This is a genomic window from Oligoflexus sp. (assembly GCF_035638955.1).
Classification (GTDB): Bacteria; Bdellovibrionota_B; Oligoflexia; order Oligoflexales; family Oligoflexaceae; genus Oligoflexus.
The window spans coordinates 1-16119 of record NZ_DASQYZ010000514.1 but is presented as its reverse complement, the minus strand read 5'-3'; the positions used below and the strand labels follow the sequence as shown (position 1 = coordinate 16119).

The following is a 16119-nucleotide window of genomic DNA, read 5'->3' as shown; positions in this document are numbered from 1 at the left end:
TTGCATCCCGAAATACAGACCAGTTTTTAAGATGCATATCACCATTGCCAGTTACGAAGCAGAATAGAACGCGCCGAAAAAAATCCGCAAGCTCGATGGCGGGACTTTGCGTATGCTGTGTGATGATTTGAGCCAGCTGCTTGGATTCTTCAAAGAAATCGGAATGGATTGATCAGATCTGATCATCTTTAATAATTTCGTAAATAAATGAATCAGATCTGATTTTTTATAGAGAAATTAAATTCAAATGGATCAGGTCTGATCTAAAAACATCATTATGCAACCTCTTACCCGGGCATTATGGCTCACATTATGGACATGCCTCAGTCCCTCATGAGACAATCCTAGAGCAGAGCCCAATCCATTCAAGGCTGCTGCTCTGCTTCAGTAGTGGAGTCCTTCATGACAGGGTTCAGGCCTCATACGAGCGCAGCTTCCGATGCTGAACGCTTGCGACGCCTGTTTCAAAAGCTCGACTCCTGGGAAGTCCTCCTGGAGTCGAAAGGCGCGCAGGACAGGGATTGGCAAAAACGACGAAAAAGACTGCATAATCTGCGTCAACGTCTCGAACTTTTGCGTCTGCGCACCGAAGCCCCCACAGTCCTGGAACAGGGCCAAACCTATCAATTGCCCCCACTCGATATCTGCACCAGTGATGAGCACATCCTCTGTGATCAATATCTCGAAGCCCAATTGAAGATCAGTCAGCACCTGAACGAGCAGCTCACGAAAGTGAAACGTTGGGTGGAGGAAGCCTCGGCCGCCGGCAAAAATTCCTGGCGCATGAAGCTGCGGCTGACCAAGATTCGGCGCTATTTAGGCGATCTGGACCAGGAACGGCAAACTCTGGAACCCCATCGGATCCGGCAACTGCAAAACTGGGAAAAGTTTGCTGACAAAATGCTTTTGTATCGGGACCAATACCAGGAGATGGGTGATACCCGCTTGGCTTTTGAAAAAATCGTGCGTTTGACTGACTCCGTGGAAGCCTTGCAGCAGAAGGTCCATGCATCCCAAAATAAGATCCAGCGGATGGAAGCGTGGCTCAAGCAGGCCACCCGCCGCCTCTTGCAAACCAAATCCCCTCTGCCGCCGCTGGCCGAGGATCTGCGCATGGCCGCGCAAAAAATTGATGGGCTTGGTCTTGAGGATCTGCACCGTTCCAAATCACGGCTCGCCCTGGCCCGCAAATACCTGGAAAAATACCTGAGTCGGACACCCGATCTGCCGTCCGTGGAGGATGCTTCATGATCGCTCCGGAACAATTGGATGCCGACCTGGATCGCTTTGAACAGGAACTGGCTCAGCTCGAACATATGGCGCCGAGTCCGTTTCAGCATAAACTGCAGGGACTTTTTGGAAAATTAAAACGCATCGAGCAGCAGCATGAGCACATCATGCAGATGATTGAACATTGTCGTTTCGCCGAAGCCACCGAAATGCCCATGGTCCCGACCGCACGGGCCATCTTATTTTGGGCCCGGGAATGGGCCGATCGGGTGGAAGATTTTCAGCTGCGCTATGCCGATTACCTCGACAAACTCCTCTGGCTCAACCTTCTGCGCGGTCGCCTCCTGGGACGGAAAAATCCCTTCCGCCTTGATATTGCCGACACCGACGTGGACGCCTTTTTGCAAAAAAAGCAGAGTCTGGAGCAGACCGAAATCACCCTCAAGGAAGATCTGCAGGCGCTGCAAAAGCAGGAAGCCCAGCTTCGTCAGCAGTATCAACGCTTTCAATTCGAGGAAAGCAATCGCCAGGCTGCTCAAAGTTTTGCCACTTCGCACCGCACCATCGCCGGTCAGCGCCCCACGTTCGATGCGTTTGGGCGCTTTCTTCGCACCCTGTCCGTGCATATGAGCCATAGTCGCGGTCAGGTGAAAAAAATCCAGCAACTGGCCGTCAACTTCACCAAGCGTTCGCAAACCCTGATGGAAGAATGCAGCGCCCTTTTGCGTCAGGATCCGCTCGCCAATACCTCGCAGAAACGGCGGGATTTACGGTTGATGCAACAGAACCTCGCGGAAATGAAGCGTCTGGAAAGCGAAATCGAAACCACACTTTCCGTGCTCGGCCCGCTGCCGGAGCATAGGTCCCCCCTGCGTCTTAAAAAAACTTCGCGGCCGACGGTTTCGGCCTATTTGGATCCGTCACGCGACAGAACTGACGCCCCCTTTTTCAAAGGTTAGAGGTGAAAATTGCTCCGGTCCGCGCTACAACCTAGGGACGAAAACTGACTGTTTGTCCCTAGCATCGGAGTTTTGCCATGACCCAGATCTCGGCTCTGACCATCCTGAACGAGGATGAAAAAATGTTTCAGGGCGAAATCGCCCGCTTCGCCCAGCAGGTGATCAAACCCAAAGTCCTGCATATGGACGAAACCGAAACCATGGACCCTGGCTTGATCAAGCAGCTATTCGAAACCGGTCTGATGGGCATCGAATTGCCGGAAAAACTGGGTGGTGCGGGCGGCAGCTTTTTTATGGCCATTCTCGCCATCGAAGAACTGAGCAAGGTCGATCCTTCAGTGGGCGTGCTGGTCGATGTTCAGAATACGCTCGTCAACAATATCTTCCTCCGTTATGCCAACGACGCTCAAAGAGCCAAATACGGTCCGATGCTGGCCGGTTCCAAAGTCGGCTGCTACTGCCTGACCGAACCCAACTCGGGATCGGATGCGTTTGCCATGAAAGCGCGCGCGCATGACGAAGGTTCGCACTGGCGTCTGGAAGGCAAGAAAATCTTCATCACCAACGCCAAGGAAGCGGAAATTTTCATCGTTTTCGCCAATGCCAATCCTGAGGCTGGTTATAAAGGCATCACCGCCTTTATCGTGGAAAAAGGCACACCTGGCCTTTCCCTCGGTAAAAAGGAAGTCAAGCTCGGCATCCGCGCGTCTTCGACCTGCGAAGTGCTGCTCGACAATGTGAAGATCCCCAAAGAAAATCTGATGGGTGAATACGGCAAGGGTTACAAAATCGCCATTGAAACCCTAAACGAAGGCCGCATCGGCATCGCCTCCCAGATGCTGGGTCTGGCTCAGGGCGCGTTTGATGGCGCGCTCAAGTATTCCAAAGAGCGCGAGCAATTCGGCAAGCAGCTGGCTGAGTTCCAGGGTATCCAGTTCCAGATTTCGGAAATGGCCACGGAAATCGAAGCCTCGCGCCTGATGGTGTATAACGCGGCTCGTCTGAAGGACGCCGGTCTGCCTTTCGTCAAGGAAGCGGCCATGGCCAAGTATTTCGTCTCGGACGTTGCGGAGCGTGTTGCTTCCAAAGCCCTGGAAATCTATGGCGGATATGGATTTATCAAGGAATTCCCAGCAGAAAAGTTCTACCGGGATGCGAAGATTGGTAAACTGTACGAAGGCACTTCAAACATGCAGCTGCAGACGATCTTTAAACTCCTCGACTGAACCGCGATCCCAGAGGGTCCCCGGTTCTCACCACCGGGGTTCCTATGAACAAGCTTATCCTGATACTGACTACGTTGTTTCCCGTCTGGCTTTCGGCGCAAACCCTGCGTACGGATCTGCAAAGCATTCTGCCCACGCTACTCTGTAAAAACGGCAAGAACATTCCGCCGACGCGCGAGCTTTGGCAAAAGAATCTCTTTGATACGCAGCTCGATGCCGCATGGATTCGCAGCGCCGATGCCCAGCAGCCTTTGATTCCCCAGGATCTGGAATTCATTGCCCGTGAGCAGGCGCAAGCCAAACAGCATCTTGGCTATGCCTTTGGACTTTGCTCGCCGCAGGAAGCCTGGATTCTTTCCTCACCTTCGGCCGGCGCCCTCAGTCAATGGACGCCTGAAGGATTGCGTTTCGATATCAAAGCCATGCGAGGGCGTTGCGCATCGGTTGCTTTGCACTATGCGGAGGCCGTGAAGGGCAAACCCAAGGATATTATCACCATCAAAAGTCATGGGCAGGATCATCTCCTGATTCATCCGGAACTGCTGGCCCCAGGGACGATTGGACTCACGTGTTATCCAGCGGATAAAAAAAACCAGGGTCCCGAACTCTGGTCTTTGATCCCCATTCACCAGGTTAAAACAGACCGTGTTCCGCACTTCACATCCCACCATCGTGAAGGGACAAGCGGTCTCATCCAATGGATTCAAGCCATTCGCCAAGCCCAGGGCCTCAAGGCTCTCAAAACCGAAATTCCACTGCTTCGCGCTTTCGCCAATCAACTCGTAGCCGATCCTTCCGTCCGGCATCCTCACGCGAAACTCATGAAACATAAGCGTCTGCTGGCGAAAAAGAACATCAATATCCTCGGCGAAAACCGTGTCAAAGCGACAACAAATGAGCAGATGGCCTGGCTTTTGTGGTATTCACCGACTCATAGACAACTTCTCCTGCATAAGAGTGCGACAGCCCTTGGCTTTGATGTGGCGCGCCTCCAGCATGAAAAATTACTTGTGTTGGTGCTCGCCAAAATCTAGCATGACCCGCAACGGCACTTAGGTTGGGAGCATGTCATGAGTTTGCGAGATCAACTCCTCAAATCCGGTTTAGCAAACAAAAATCAGGCGCAAAAGGCTGAAAAAGAAGCCAAAAAGCGTCAGCATAAGCAATTGCAGTCGCCGGATGCCATCAAAGATGACATCAGCCAGGACATAGCCGAGCGCAACAGAAAACAGCAGGAAGCGGATCGCGAGCGCAATCGTCAACGCGAGGACGATCGGCTGAAGCGTGAGGCGGTTCATCGCGCCATGAATATCATGATCGCGGGTGATCTGCGGGAAAGCGCAGGGTCGATTCCTTACTATTTCATTCATCAGGAACATCGCGTCAGCGAAATTCTCGTGACCGAGGCGCAGCAAGTGCAGCTGGCGGCAGGAACCCTCGCCATTGTTTCCTTCGATCCGGACTATCGGTATTTTTTAGTGGATGCCAGCAACGCGGATAAGATTCGCAGCTGCGTTCCGCAATATGTGCTCTGCTGGCATCCAGCGACTTAACGGCTGCTGCGTCTGTCGTAAGCCGTCATGCAGTTGCTCAAAAGGCTGGCGATCGTCATGGGGCCCACACCACCGGGAACAGGAGTGATCCACCCGGCGCGGGTTGCGGCCTCTTCATAGACAACATCACCAACCAGTTTTTTTCCGTCACCATCGCGGTGGATGCCGACGTCGATGACCACCGCACCTTGCTTGACCCAGTCGCCGCGCACCATATGTTTCACACCGGCTGCCACCACCAGAATATCCGCCTGACGGCAGAGTTCTTCGGGTTTCACTGTTTTGGAATTGATGCTGGTGACGGTGGCTCCGGCATTACCCAGCAGAACAGCCACAGGCAGACCGACGAGCACGCTACGACCAATCACAACCGCACGCTTGCCCTTGAGGTCAACACCGGTCGACTGAATCAGGTCCATGATGCCGAGTGGTGTGCACGATGTCAGGCCCGGCCGTTTCCAGTTCAGGAGTCCCTGACTGTACGGCGTGAGTCCATCGACATCCTTTTCCGGCGAAATCAAATCAATGGCGTCATCGCTTTTGAGATGCTTGGGCAAAGGCAACTGCAAAAGAATACCATCCACGCCCGGATCCGCATTCAACTTACGCAGATGCTCGCTCAGCGTCTCCTGACTCACATCAGCCGCGAGAGTCACCGACCGACTTTCAATGCCGACTTCCGCGCAGGCTTTTTTCTTATGGCCCACATACACTTCGCTGGCAGGATCATTGCCGACCAGGATCACAGCGAGACAAGGCGGGCGCTGGCCAGCGGTCTGCAAAGCTGTGATTTTTTGTTTCAATTGATTTCGGATGTTCTGAGCAATCACTTTGCCATCGATGATGTGCGCGGTCATGAGAGGCACCTTAGTGAAAGATTATATCGTGGGTGGTTCGAACGCGGGGACTATAGGCGATGCCCTCTCTGATGACAAGCAAGATCGTCATCGCATCGCCGCGTCCTGGGCCTTAACTCATGGCCTCACAAACCGCCTGAACCGATGCGATCAGATTGCGATCGCTATCGGCTTCCGCACCGTAGGCATCACCACAATATCCAAGATGACTGCGTTGAACATTCGCGCCATCCATCTTTTCATTCCAGCGTTGTTCGGAGGGTGCCACGGTTTGGGCCCAGGCCACTGGAATCAGAGCAATATGCTCGCCTTCTGTCTTCAATTCGGGGCAGCAGGTTTCCAGCTTTTTGCGGGCACGCTTGAGGCGTTTGACAGCTTTCACGACGGCCGGGGCCTGCACGGTCAGCTCAAAATTCAACGTCGCCTGGTAGCACACCTGCTGCGCATCGATTTGAACCTGAACCTCCTCGGCCGGAATCATGAGTGTCTGCGGCAGATCGGCTGTCTTGTCGTTGCGATGCTGTGACAAAATGACGAGACTCACCGGCTTGGTTTTGCCCGCAATGTTCAGGAGCCGACTCGGCCAAAGATCCTTGGGCAACCAGGGCGTCGCTTCCCAGGGACTTTGCGCCACAACCAGACGCTGACCTTCAAAGACCCCGACCGTTGTCGCGAGCTGCCAGATTTTATCTTCATATTTCGCGGTCATGATCTGCGCCCGCGTATGCATTTCCAGGCGATCCTGGGAACGCAGATCCCCAATCAAAGGTTCAAAGAGTTGATCCCAGGGTCCGGTCCATTGCCCTTTGGAGGCTTGCAGAGCGCGCGCCGCCAGGATTTGAGCCGACGCTGGCGCCAATTCCGGCACACCCCAAAGATGAGCCATATGTTCGAGCACGATCAAGGCTGCGCTTTTTTTATCGCCTTTCCAGACCTGATTAAAAGCCTGCGCGTGTTCGTGTGAGCCTCCGGCCTCTTTTTCCAGCAGTTCCAGAAGCGTATTCCAATCACGGGTGGCGGCTGTGCCACCCACGGCTTTGGCAACTTCAGGGGCCAGCACGGAAGTGCCTTTGACGCTCGCGATTTTTTGCGCCGCCAGAACACCAAAGCCTTGTCTCGGATGAAAGGCTTTTGCCATTTCACTGTCGCCTGACTGCAGCACACTCTGCACATGATCGAAAAGCTCGGGACCGATGGCATTCAACCCGCAGCTCCAGCTGCCATGGACACGCGACGAAAGCCTGACCCGTCCGCCGATCCAGGGCTCACGTTCCACGAGTTGAAACGTCCAGGTCGGCTGGCGGCGGCTCAGTTCACAGAGTGTCAGAAGACCGGCCAGCCCTGCGCCTGCGATGATGACGTCTGCTGGTTTTTGCATAGCTTATATCCTTCAAGTCCAGTGCGACTCTGTAGTGCCGCTTGTTTTCGTGGGCGCCGCCCATTACAATCCCCTTAATAGCAATATAATACAAAAGTGCAATCAATTTAGAAACATATAGCCGCATTCTAGTGATTTGCGACCAATTGCGACCACCTCTGTATTAAGTCTCTTCCTTCCACATACGATGAGCCAAATTAGTCAAAGCGCTTTTTTCCCGCTTGGCATAAGTTTTTATGGCCTTTTCAGATATGTCGCCCAAGAGTTGACCAGCAATCCCATAATCTCCTCCAGTAGCATTAAAGACTTCGCAGGTCCATCCGTGACGCAGTACATGTGTAGCAGTGTACTTAAAACCCGCCTTTTTGAATGCGGAATCGTATTTATGCTTAATCGTGTAGTAACTAAAGACATGTCCATACTCATTCGGGAATACATAGTCGTCTTGACCCTTCCCAACTCCATCTCGGTACAGCTCAGACAAAGCGTCAAAAGTCTCGGGAAACATAGGCATCTCCTTTATCCCACCGAAAGAATCTGAATTTTTGAATCCAGGTTCAACGCTAGGAGCTTCCCCCTTCTCCACCGCATAAACAACATGCTGATCAATTTGAATTCGCGATTCTTTGGGATTCTCCCAATTGAAAATAACGTTCTTCCACTTCATTGCCGCAGCCTCCGAAATTCTCAGAGCCTGAAAATACTGAACCGTGGCCAACCGCTTCATTATTGTGCCATATTTCAGTTTTTCTATTTCAGCACGAAAATGATGGAATTCCTTTTCCGTCACATCCTTTTTCTTTGGCGGACGAGAGATATTTAATTTTGAATCTTTCCGATGTCGTTTCCTGAGCGGATTACGGAAGTTGGTATCTTCTTCGTAATATTCACCGTAATACTCAAAAATAAGGCCGAGAATCATCAGTTCGCGGTCAAAGCTAACACGTTTCTTGGCCTGCGGATAGTCGCCCAAATTGGCCTTTCTATCTGCAAGCCACGTATCGATGTCTTTCGCTGTAATCGAGTTTATCGGGTAATCAGATAAAGTCTGGAAATGTCGCCCAGACACCTTTTGATACTGTATCCTGCTAGCCTTACGCAAAGTGGGAAATTTGCGTTCCTTCCATTCGCCCATAATCTGCCGAAAGGTAGGACCGCCGACGAGTTTGGAAGGGGGAGGAATTGCCTGCGAGTCAGGCGCTGCAACGCTGATAAAGGATTGCCAATTACGTGCATCGTCAAGATTTTCAAAGTATTCTGATTTTCTATTTTTCTTTCCCCGGATATCGATCTCATAACGTCGAGCAACATAGATCTTGCCCCTGGAAGGAGGTCTATATTCCTTCTTCCCGTCGTCCCAGATGAGAATTTTTCTGATATTTGCAGCACCGGAGACAGGAGGATATACCCGATTTTTATCCTGATATACTTTTGGATTGAATTTTTTCACTGAGTGAATCTCCGTTGAAGCCATTCTTCAACATCGAGCACTCGAAATCTCACTGATCGACCTCGTCGCCTATATGGCAGTCCTTCTTTCATATATTTATTCACGAAACTGACAGACATACCAATGCTTTCGGCGAGGTCTTTTTTCGTTATCCAATTGTCAAAGATCCGATCTCTGGCATCTTTTGCCGAGACATACACTGAGAGTACATTCGACTTTTTGCCAATGGAAGAGATAGGTGTAGATTTCTTTTTCAGAGACATTGTTGCAAATCCTTTGACATAGATACTTGGCATTGAGCAAAAGAGGCGGGTAAACCCGCCTCTCATTAACTTTTACTTATTCATTTAATGGTCCAGAAATCGCCCGAAAGCTGAGCATTTTCGATAAAATAGTATGGCAAATATCCATATCCTGCTTCACCCCACTCCTTGGCCCAGCTGTTCCTTATGATGAGCGCTTGTCGTTCATCATCATATCCACAAGCAAGCACAGCATGGCCGCCAAGAACTTTTTCCTTTTTCTTCGGAATTGGGATAACGCCGGATTTTTTAACATCCTGACCATAGATGGACTCATAGACGGTGAAGCCAAATACAACCGGATCACCATGGCTCAGAACTTCCTGAATATGGGAAAGATTCCGATCTATCCGTTCATAGGAGGAAACCTTTTCACGAGCAGCGTGTCTGATGACATTGTCATCCGGTCTTTTGCTGAAATCGCTGATCTTGTATGGCCAGAGGTTCTCGAGCGGATAGCCGAATTTCGCCACGGCTTTCACCGTGTTCCTGATCGTTGCTCCGGCATCGATACCTATAGACCCTTCAAGAGCACGGGTCATGTAGTAGATATAAAGCAGAGACGGCACCGTGATAGAGCTGTCTTCATCGTATATGTCCTGGTAGAGACATGCTGCACCTACAGCGTGAGCAGTACAAGAACCAAGATTTCCCTGATCCCAAACCCGAGGGAAACGATCTCGGAAATCAACGTTCGATAGGAGATTTACAGAACTTTTTAGGGAGTATTTTCTGTCACGCTCGTCTTTGGTGTCCCGAATCCATCCGAGTTTTTGCATGTTATATTTCTTTCTCATTTTGAAAAATTAAAGCGGAGAAAATAGTACTCCGCCTGTGTGCATTTACTTGCAGCAAGTGGCAACGCCATTGCCAACTGCTCCTGGGCTCATTGAATCCTTGCGAACCCATTCGCAAAAGTAGAAGCCATCCTCAGCAAGCGGAGCAGACGACATCAATTGAATCTGCTCAGTCGTGCCAGTTACAAAGCATCCTCCCCCCACAAGCATTTCGTCTGCCTCACATGAGACGCTAACGCTCGGATTCACTGCTAGTTGAGTTTCACCGCTCGCAGTTCTGCAGCTTGAAAAAGTCCCTTTCGGACCTTGAGGACCAACCGGACCTCTTTCGCCTGTGGCTCCTGTCAAGCCTTGCGGACCAGCTGGACCGATACTGCCTTTGTCACCCTTGTCGCCTTTCGGTCCCGGGCTACCAGTGTCACCTTTTATCCCGGTGTCACCCTTGTCACCTTTATCGCCCTGGAAACCACGAGGTCCTTTCAAATCGTCGAGTGCCTTCTTAAAGCCTCCGCAATCGATGAAACCATTTTCGATCTTGCAGGATTCTCCTTTGTCGCCTTTGGCTCCCACCAGGCCCTGCGGCCCCATGGGACCAACATCGCCTTGTGGCCCCTGTATGCCTTCCGGGCCACGAATCCCCTGTGGTCCCTGAATCCCTTGCGGTCCACGATCACCTTTTGGCCCGCGAAGTGTCTCAAGTGTGACAACGGACTCTCCACAAATTATTGAGTCACTCGTGATGGTGCAGCTATCACCCTGGTCGCCTTTGGGACCTTGCACACCTTGAGGACCCTGAAGATTTTCCGTGCTGCCCTGCCATTCGCCCCGCTGATTGATAATAGGCTGCCCACCGATGTAGAGCGCATCGGCATTTAGTTTGCCTTTGACGTTCATATTGCCTTTTTCCGTGTCTATGATGACGGCGGGCGGGCATTTATCGGGGTTGTTGCAAGGACTGTTGGCGGCTGGCAAGCGCCGGATCACGATATCCCGCCCCCTGGTCGCGTTAACAAACTCGTTGGAAGTCCATATGTTCTCGTCAACCGGCAGGCGTTTGTCCGGAAATTCTTCCGCAGCCATGATAATTGATGGAGAAATTAGACAAAAAAGTGCAATGGCTTTCATAAAGAAGCGTTTCCTTCTGCAGTTACTTTTGAAATAAAACCGTTATTGTCGAGAGAATGCTCAACAGAACTGATCATCCACTCACGGTTCAGGAGAGGATGGAGTTTTTCAATCAGGCATAGTCCACCTGAAAATAAAAGCGGATTGCCGGGAATGGTGAACGATAGGCTCGTCGATAGTCGCTTAAGTTTTCTTAGTTTTGCTTCAGCTGCTGCGCGAGCCGACGCTTCGTCTTTCAACAAAAATTTTATTGCATAGACCTTGCCCTTCTTTCCAGCCAAAACCGATCGTTCCCTGGTGGCCCCGGCCCCACACCAGAAAGCCTTGACACCGGAGTAAATTTGCTCTCTCGAATATTTGAATTCGTAGTCGATAATGCCCTTGATTTTTTCGGGTCTGATAGAGCTGCCAGCAGGTGTGACCCTGGAGTTTCGGTCGTAGAAAATGAGATGATCGCGCTGGACCTTAAAGATGCATTCATAGTGGTCGGCGATTCTGGCTAGAAAAGCCGAATCGCTTTCAGTCTGGTCCTCGTGTGGGACTTGGATAAGGTCGCAGCTCTTATCGACCGACGCGATAAGTCCATTCTCCTTCGCCAGCCTGGAGATGACGCTGGAGAGGGTGTCAGGCCGCCAGGATCGTTTTTTCGGTTCCAGGAGCGTCGGGAAGCAGTCGAGGACACTTGCCTCCAACGTGACTATTGCAGGCGGTCCTTTAAGGGAAATTGGGCGGCTGGCATAGCGTCCAACATCAAAGAGCTGCCCATTGTAACCCAGCGCTATCTCAATTCGGGTTCCCTCCCTCGGAGGATCGAGCGGCGGGTCGTCAAATAGATGAAGCTGAATGCAGTCGCCTTCAAGGCCAGACCCGTCTTTAATAGTGAGGTTGACCAGCCTCTGCCGAATCCTCTCAGTCAGATCCTTGCCATCAGCGGTAATACGAAACATGGGGGTGGTCAGTTGAATAGCCTTCTGGGTGTATCGATTCGAACTGGCTCGGGCACGTCTGGCAGAAGGATCGATTCACGCATTTCGAGTGTCTGCACCCGTCCAAAATCATCAAATAGGTTCAATTTGTCGGCGTTGGCTTTGAGAACTGCCTCGACCGAGCCTCTGGAAAAGCCGTAGTGTTCAAAACAAATAAGGTCGAGGTCGTCGCCATCCCTGAGTTCATAAATCCTGGACATAGCTTTCCAATTCGATTGTAAAATCCACCTTCAGCGGTCTGCCATCACTCGTGAAGATCGTCCTTCCATCTTTCACTGATTTAAATATCCATCGTCCAAGATTCTGGGCGCTGTCAGTATCGGCAGCGATGAGCCGGTAAGGGATTCCTGCTGCGCCCATTGCCCTTAGATCAGACATATGGCTGAGCTTGCCCCGGTAGTGTGGATAGAAGATGCCCGAAATGGAAATTCTTTCACCGTTGACGCCGAGAAACTGCCTAAGCGGATGCGAACCAATCATTTTGATTTCAGCCCAGTTGTAAGAGGACTCGCGGTCAAATTTTTGAAATGCGATCCCTTTGGGCTCGAAGACGAAGTCCCCAAGCTTCGCAAGGAAGCCGGTTTTTATGAGATTGATATCCACGGTTAAAAACTCAAGGGATCTGCATAGCTGAACACCGAACTTTTGAATCCGGTTTTCATTTCATCTTTTATTCTGGTTACCGTCTGCTGGGGCGCATCTTCACCCTGCACAGAGATGTCAAATTTTTGCTGCACGTTAAAAGTTTGGTTTCGATTTCTGTCTTCCTGAAGTGTTCTCTGAGAAATCTCAGGGATGCGGCTTTGGAATGCCTGCCTGCTTTCCTCAAGCTCTATTTTCCTGGAAAACTTCAAGTCACGGGTTTCCCCAAAAGATAGAAACTCACCAATGGACTTCATGATTGGTTTGAGATCTTCCTCCCAGAAAAGAGCAATCCATTTCTTTGCATCCTTCAGCCACTGCATGACTGAATCCCAGTTTTTGATAGCGGCCCACATTGCGGTAATGAGTAGAAGCATCCCTGTAAGCGTTGCAACCACCGGGTTCATATTCATAACAATATTTAGAGCTGTTTGCGCGAACGTTATTATTTCAAGCGCGCCGCTGAGCGCCCACAGTACAGCCTTATAACTGATCATGGCAGCTTTGCTCACTGCGAGAGCAGCACCAAAATATCCGATCGCTGCCACAAGGTTTTCATGCTCCGTCGCCATACCTGAAACCTTAAGTGCGCCATCCGCCAGCACCTTCATCATTTCAGAAAGTTTTGGTAGAAAGATTGTTCCTGCAGAAATTGCAACGGCTTCGACCGAAGACTGAAGGCTTTTCCAGGAGCCGATAGCAGTATTGTTCAGCCTCTCTGATATCTCCTGGGCTGAATTTGTCTTCTCAAGAGCGTCCGTAAGCTGCCTGAATTTTGGTTCGCCCTGTGCTGCCTCCTGCATCAAGACCCGCATTTCATTTTTGGATCTTGAGAACAACACAGACATGGCTTCCAGTCGCTTCGGCTCGGGAAGGGCAGCAAGAGCCACTTCGACTTCTTTCGTCAACTGATCGAAAGATTTGTCCTTCTTATCCCCACCGAGGCGATCAATTTTCAGCTCCTTGAGCTTCGCCTGAGCTGCCCTGGTATCAAGATCCAATTCCATCTTGTCAAGGGTTGGGGTAAATCGAAAAATTTCGCCGAACCGCTTCTCAAAATCCGTTCCTTTCAGCCCGGAGAACGCTTTTGACAATTCTGAAATCCTGGCTGATTTGGACATGCCTTCCTTGAATGCAACGCCAAACCGATCTTCCAAAACCTTCAGATCAGCCGAGGTCATGCTGTCCTGCAGATATTTAAGCGAGGCGCGAAAGGCCGGCGCCATCTCAAGCTTTTTGATCTCAAACTTGAGACTTCCAGATCCTGCAGCGCTGAGCAGTTCAGTCGCGCCAGCCGCAGCCTCCTCGCCGAAAATGTCTTTGATGTATTTGGCCCTTTCTGCCGTACCTTTTCCCGCAAGCTTCTTGTCGAGCTGCTCGAGAATATTCGGCAGAGGCAGAAGGTTTTTGTGCGCATCCCGAAGAGTCACATTCAATTGCTTCAGTGCCTCGCGGCCTGCGGCGGGAGGTGATGACAGGCGCTGATACATCGCTCTTAAAGCCGTGCCAGCCATGGAACCTTGCAGACCTACGTTGCCCAAAAGCCCTGAAGCCGCAGACACTTCCTCAATCGACGCTCCCAGAGCGCTGGCAATCGGTGCCACATATTTCATGGTTTCTGCCAACCCTGTTAGATTGGTGTTTGTAGAAATGAACGTCGAAGTCATGACGTTGGCCACCCGCAGCATATCAGTGGCATCCAACTTGAAACCTGCAAGCATGTTGCTCGCCATCTCTGCAGCCTCACCCAGACCAACCTCCCCGGCAGCCGCTAGGTCGAGCACGCCTTTGAGAGAATCAACGATGTCCTGAACACCAAAGCCTGCCGTGGCAAGATAAGACTCCGCTAAAGCAGCCTCGGAAGACGAGAAAACAGTCGTGTCACCCAAGCGCCTGGCTTCCTGGGTAAGGGCCTTCATTTCCTCTGCCGTTGCCATGGTCTGCGCCCCGACTTTGGCCATCGCATGATCAAATTCGGCAGCAATTTTGATGGGCGTTCCGAGAGTTAATGCCAGGCCTGTTAATTCAAATGCACCGCCAACAATGTCGCCCCGGAGTTCACGGCCCCGGTCAGCGGTTTTCTTTCGACGACTTGCGAGATCATGTGATCTCTGAGTCCTGGCGGTTTCCTGGGCCAGATGACTTTCAAGTCTGGCCAGGTCCCTAACCTCGTGGCCCGCGGACTCCAAAGCACGTTCATAGCTTTTAAGAGCCGCCGTTTGCTTCTCGAACGCTGCCGCGCTTTCTTTGAGTTCAGTTTCAGCATTGTCCAGTTTGGCTTTGAGCTGGTCGACGTGCTGCCCGTTCTGAGCCAGAGCTTTGTTGTCGACTTCCACAGCTGCTTTATGCCCCGCCAGAGCAGTTTTGGACGAGGCATAGGACTGGTTTAAGGATTTGATTCCGCCCGTGGCATTGGCAACGAGAACTTTTTGCTCACTGAGAGCGGTATTGGCTCTTTCAACGGCAGCTTTGTATTCGGGAAGCTTTTTTTTGGCAGCCTCATAAGTCTGCAGGCTCTTGTTCAATTCCGCCTTAAGATTGCTGGTCCTGGAAGATTCAACAGCCATCTGCTCTGCATTGAGCTTGGATGCGAGTGTAGCCTGCTTTGTGGCTTCCCCATGATTCCAGTAGGCTGCCTTCGATTGCTCAAAAGCCTCACCCAGCGCCTTGAGTTCCGCTTTGGCTTCCTTGAATCGAGTCTTTTGCTCCGCTTTGGCTGCTGAAAGGCCCCTCACTTCATCCTTCAGTGCAGCTTCTTTCGCTTTGGCGTCTTTCAAGACACCCAGATCCTTTTCGACTTCAGTCCTGAGTTCCGCAGTTTTTCGCTTCTGCAGTTCCTGAGCCTGAGTGGCAGCTGCCAGGGAATCCTTGAGTCCCGGAATAACTTTTTGAGCTTCCTCAACCTTGGACTTGAACTGCTCTGTTGCAGTCTGGAGTTCTTTCAGGCTGGAAACACTTTTGGACGTAAGATCAAGCTCGGAAAGCTTTTTCTTCAGGTTCCCAATTCGTTCACCGGCTGACGCGAAGACAGAATCGAACGAACCTTGAAAGCCCGCCGCGATCTCAATCATTACTTGCTTTTTAGTGTTCACTCGTCGTTTACCCAGACGTCATCTTCAGAAGAAGTGGATGCAAATCCTGATTGATCGAGAGATGACAGCCAATATAGGCAATCATCCTCGCTCATCGACAGGATCTCTCTCGCAGAAAATCCATATTCTTTATGGAGAAGCCTCACGACGCGCGCGACGTTCTTTTCTTCGGCTGAGATTTCTGTTTTTTTTGACCTGCGGAATTAAATAGATCCCTGACGGCGCCTGTCACCTTCTCGAAGTCATCAAGGGAAAGACGATCAAAAGATGCCTCAGGAACTTCGCACAGGGCAGCGCAGAGCGTAATACCTGCGTCCTCTTTCTCAAGATCCTTGCTTTTCGCGTATATCCGCCGATGGCCAACCTGAATGTAGTCAGGCACCTTAATTGACTCATAGCGAATGCCTTCGTGCTCAAACGGCCATTTTAATTTTATTTCCATTACACTCTCAGTGCTTTGCGAACAGAGTCACCATAGTCAACGCCCGATATGAATTGGATACCGTTTTCCAAATCGATATT

General features: G+C 51.1%; 17 protein-coding genes. 5 read left to right on the top strand and 12 right to left on the bottom strand.

Annotation, left to right across the window (positions count from 1 at the left end):
- Positions 1-136, bottom strand: a 136-nt coding sequence (locus tag VE954_RS44020; RefSeq protein WP_349263875.1) for a HipA domain-containing protein, incomplete at its 3' end; no start/stop codon positions are given.
- A 266-nt stretch (positions 137-402) separates the two neighbouring features.
- On the opposite strand from VE954_RS44020, the gene VE954_RS42245 reads away from it, so the two are divergent.
- From VE954_RS42245 to VE954_RS42225, 5 genes are all read left to right on the top strand, one after another.
- Positions 403-1251 carry a hypothetical protein gene (locus VE954_RS42245; protein ID WP_324964626.1) on the top strand — a complete coding sequence of 283 codons (849 nt, stop codon included), beginning with the start codon at positions 403-405 and terminating at the stop codon, positions 1249-1251.
- Positions 1248-2189 (top strand): hypothetical protein, encoded by a 942-nt coding sequence (locus tag VE954_RS42240; protein ID WP_324964624.1) that lies wholly within the window; start codon positions 1248-1250, stop codon positions 2187-2189. The genes VE954_RS42245 and VE954_RS42240 overlap by 4 nt, the downstream gene beginning before the upstream one ends.
- Before the next feature lie 77 nt (positions 2190-2266).
- The gene (locus VE954_RS42235) at positions 2267-3415 is read left to right on the top strand and encodes an acyl-CoA dehydrogenase (RefSeq protein ID WP_324964622.1); all 1149 of its coding nucleotides are present in this window, start codon (positions 2267-2269) and stop codon (positions 3413-3415) included.
- A gap of 44 nt (positions 3416-3459) precedes the next feature.
- Positions 3460-4449 (top strand): hypothetical protein, encoded by a 990-nt coding sequence (locus tag VE954_RS42230; RefSeq protein ID WP_324964620.1) that lies wholly within the window; start codon positions 3460-3462, stop codon positions 4447-4449.
- Positions 4450-4485: 36 nt separating this feature from the next.
- On the top strand, positions 4486-4968 hold the full coding sequence (locus VE954_RS42225; protein ID WP_324964618.1) for a DUF2058 family protein: 483 nt from the start codon (positions 4486-4488) through the stop codon (positions 4966-4968).
- Here the strand turns inward: VE954_RS42225 and folD are convergent.
- The 11 genes from folD to VE954_RS42175 all read right to left on the bottom strand — a co-directional run bounded on the left by folD (position 4965) and on the right by VE954_RS42175 (position 16039).
- Entirely contained in the window at positions 4965-5825 is an 861-nt protein-coding gene (gene folD, locus VE954_RS42220; protein ID WP_324964616.1) for a bifunctional methylenetetrahydrofolate dehydrogenase/methenyltetrahydrofolate cyclohydrolase FolD, read from the bottom strand. The genes VE954_RS42225 and folD overlap by 4 nt on opposite strands.
- Before the next feature lie 112 nt (positions 5826-5937).
- A complete protein-coding gene (locus tag VE954_RS42215; protein ID WP_324964614.1) occupies positions 5938-7203 on the bottom strand; it encodes a hypothetical protein in 1266 nt (421 codons plus the stop codon).
- Positions 7204-7366: 163 nt separating this feature from the next.
- Complete coding sequence (locus tag VE954_RS42210; protein WP_324964612.1) at positions 7367-8653, bottom strand: tyrosine-type recombinase/integrase; 1287 nt, start codon at positions 8651-8653, stop codon at positions 7367-7369.
- Entirely contained in the window at positions 8650-8916 is a 267-nt protein-coding gene (locus VE954_RS44655) for a helix-turn-helix domain-containing protein (RefSeq protein WP_414699079.1), read from the bottom strand. Before VE954_RS44655 ends, VE954_RS42210 begins: the two co-directional genes overlap by 4 nt.
- Positions 8917-8996: 80 nt before the next feature.
- The gene (locus VE954_RS42205) at positions 8997-9734 is read right to left on the bottom strand and encodes a C1 family peptidase (RefSeq protein WP_324964610.1); all 738 of its coding nucleotides are present in this window, start codon (positions 9732-9734) and stop codon (positions 8997-8999) included.
- Between the two features lie 63 nt (positions 9735-9797).
- Complete coding sequence (locus VE954_RS42200) at positions 9798-10877, bottom strand: hypothetical protein (RefSeq protein WP_324964608.1); 1080 nt, start codon at positions 10875-10877, stop codon at positions 9798-9800.
- Entirely contained in the window at positions 10874-11824 is a 951-nt protein-coding gene (locus VE954_RS42195) for a contractile injection system protein, VgrG/Pvc8 family (protein WP_324964606.1), read from the bottom strand. The genes VE954_RS42200 and VE954_RS42195 overlap by 4 nt, the downstream gene beginning before the upstream one ends.
- Positions 11825-11832: 8 nt before the next feature.
- Positions 11833-12063, bottom strand: coding sequence for a tail protein X (locus VE954_RS42190; RefSeq protein ID WP_324964604.1), 231 nt, complete (start codon positions 12061-12063; stop codon positions 11833-11835).
- Positions 12047-12466, bottom strand: a complete 420-nt coding sequence (locus VE954_RS42185; RefSeq protein ID WP_324964602.1) for a phage tail protein — start codon at positions 12464-12466, stop codon at positions 12047-12049. Before VE954_RS42185 ends, VE954_RS42190 begins: the two co-directional genes overlap by 17 nt.
- A gap of 2 nt (positions 12467-12468) precedes the next feature.
- Entirely contained in the window at positions 12469-15576 is a 3108-nt protein-coding gene (locus tag VE954_RS42180) for a phage tail tape measure protein (RefSeq protein WP_324964601.1), read from the bottom strand.
- A 163-nt stretch (positions 15577-15739) separates the two neighbouring features.
- Positions 15740-16039 (bottom strand): phage tail assembly protein, encoded by a 300-nt coding sequence (locus tag VE954_RS42175; protein ID WP_324964599.1) that lies wholly within the window; start codon positions 16037-16039, stop codon positions 15740-15742.
- Positions 16040-16119: the final 80 nt, after the last annotated feature.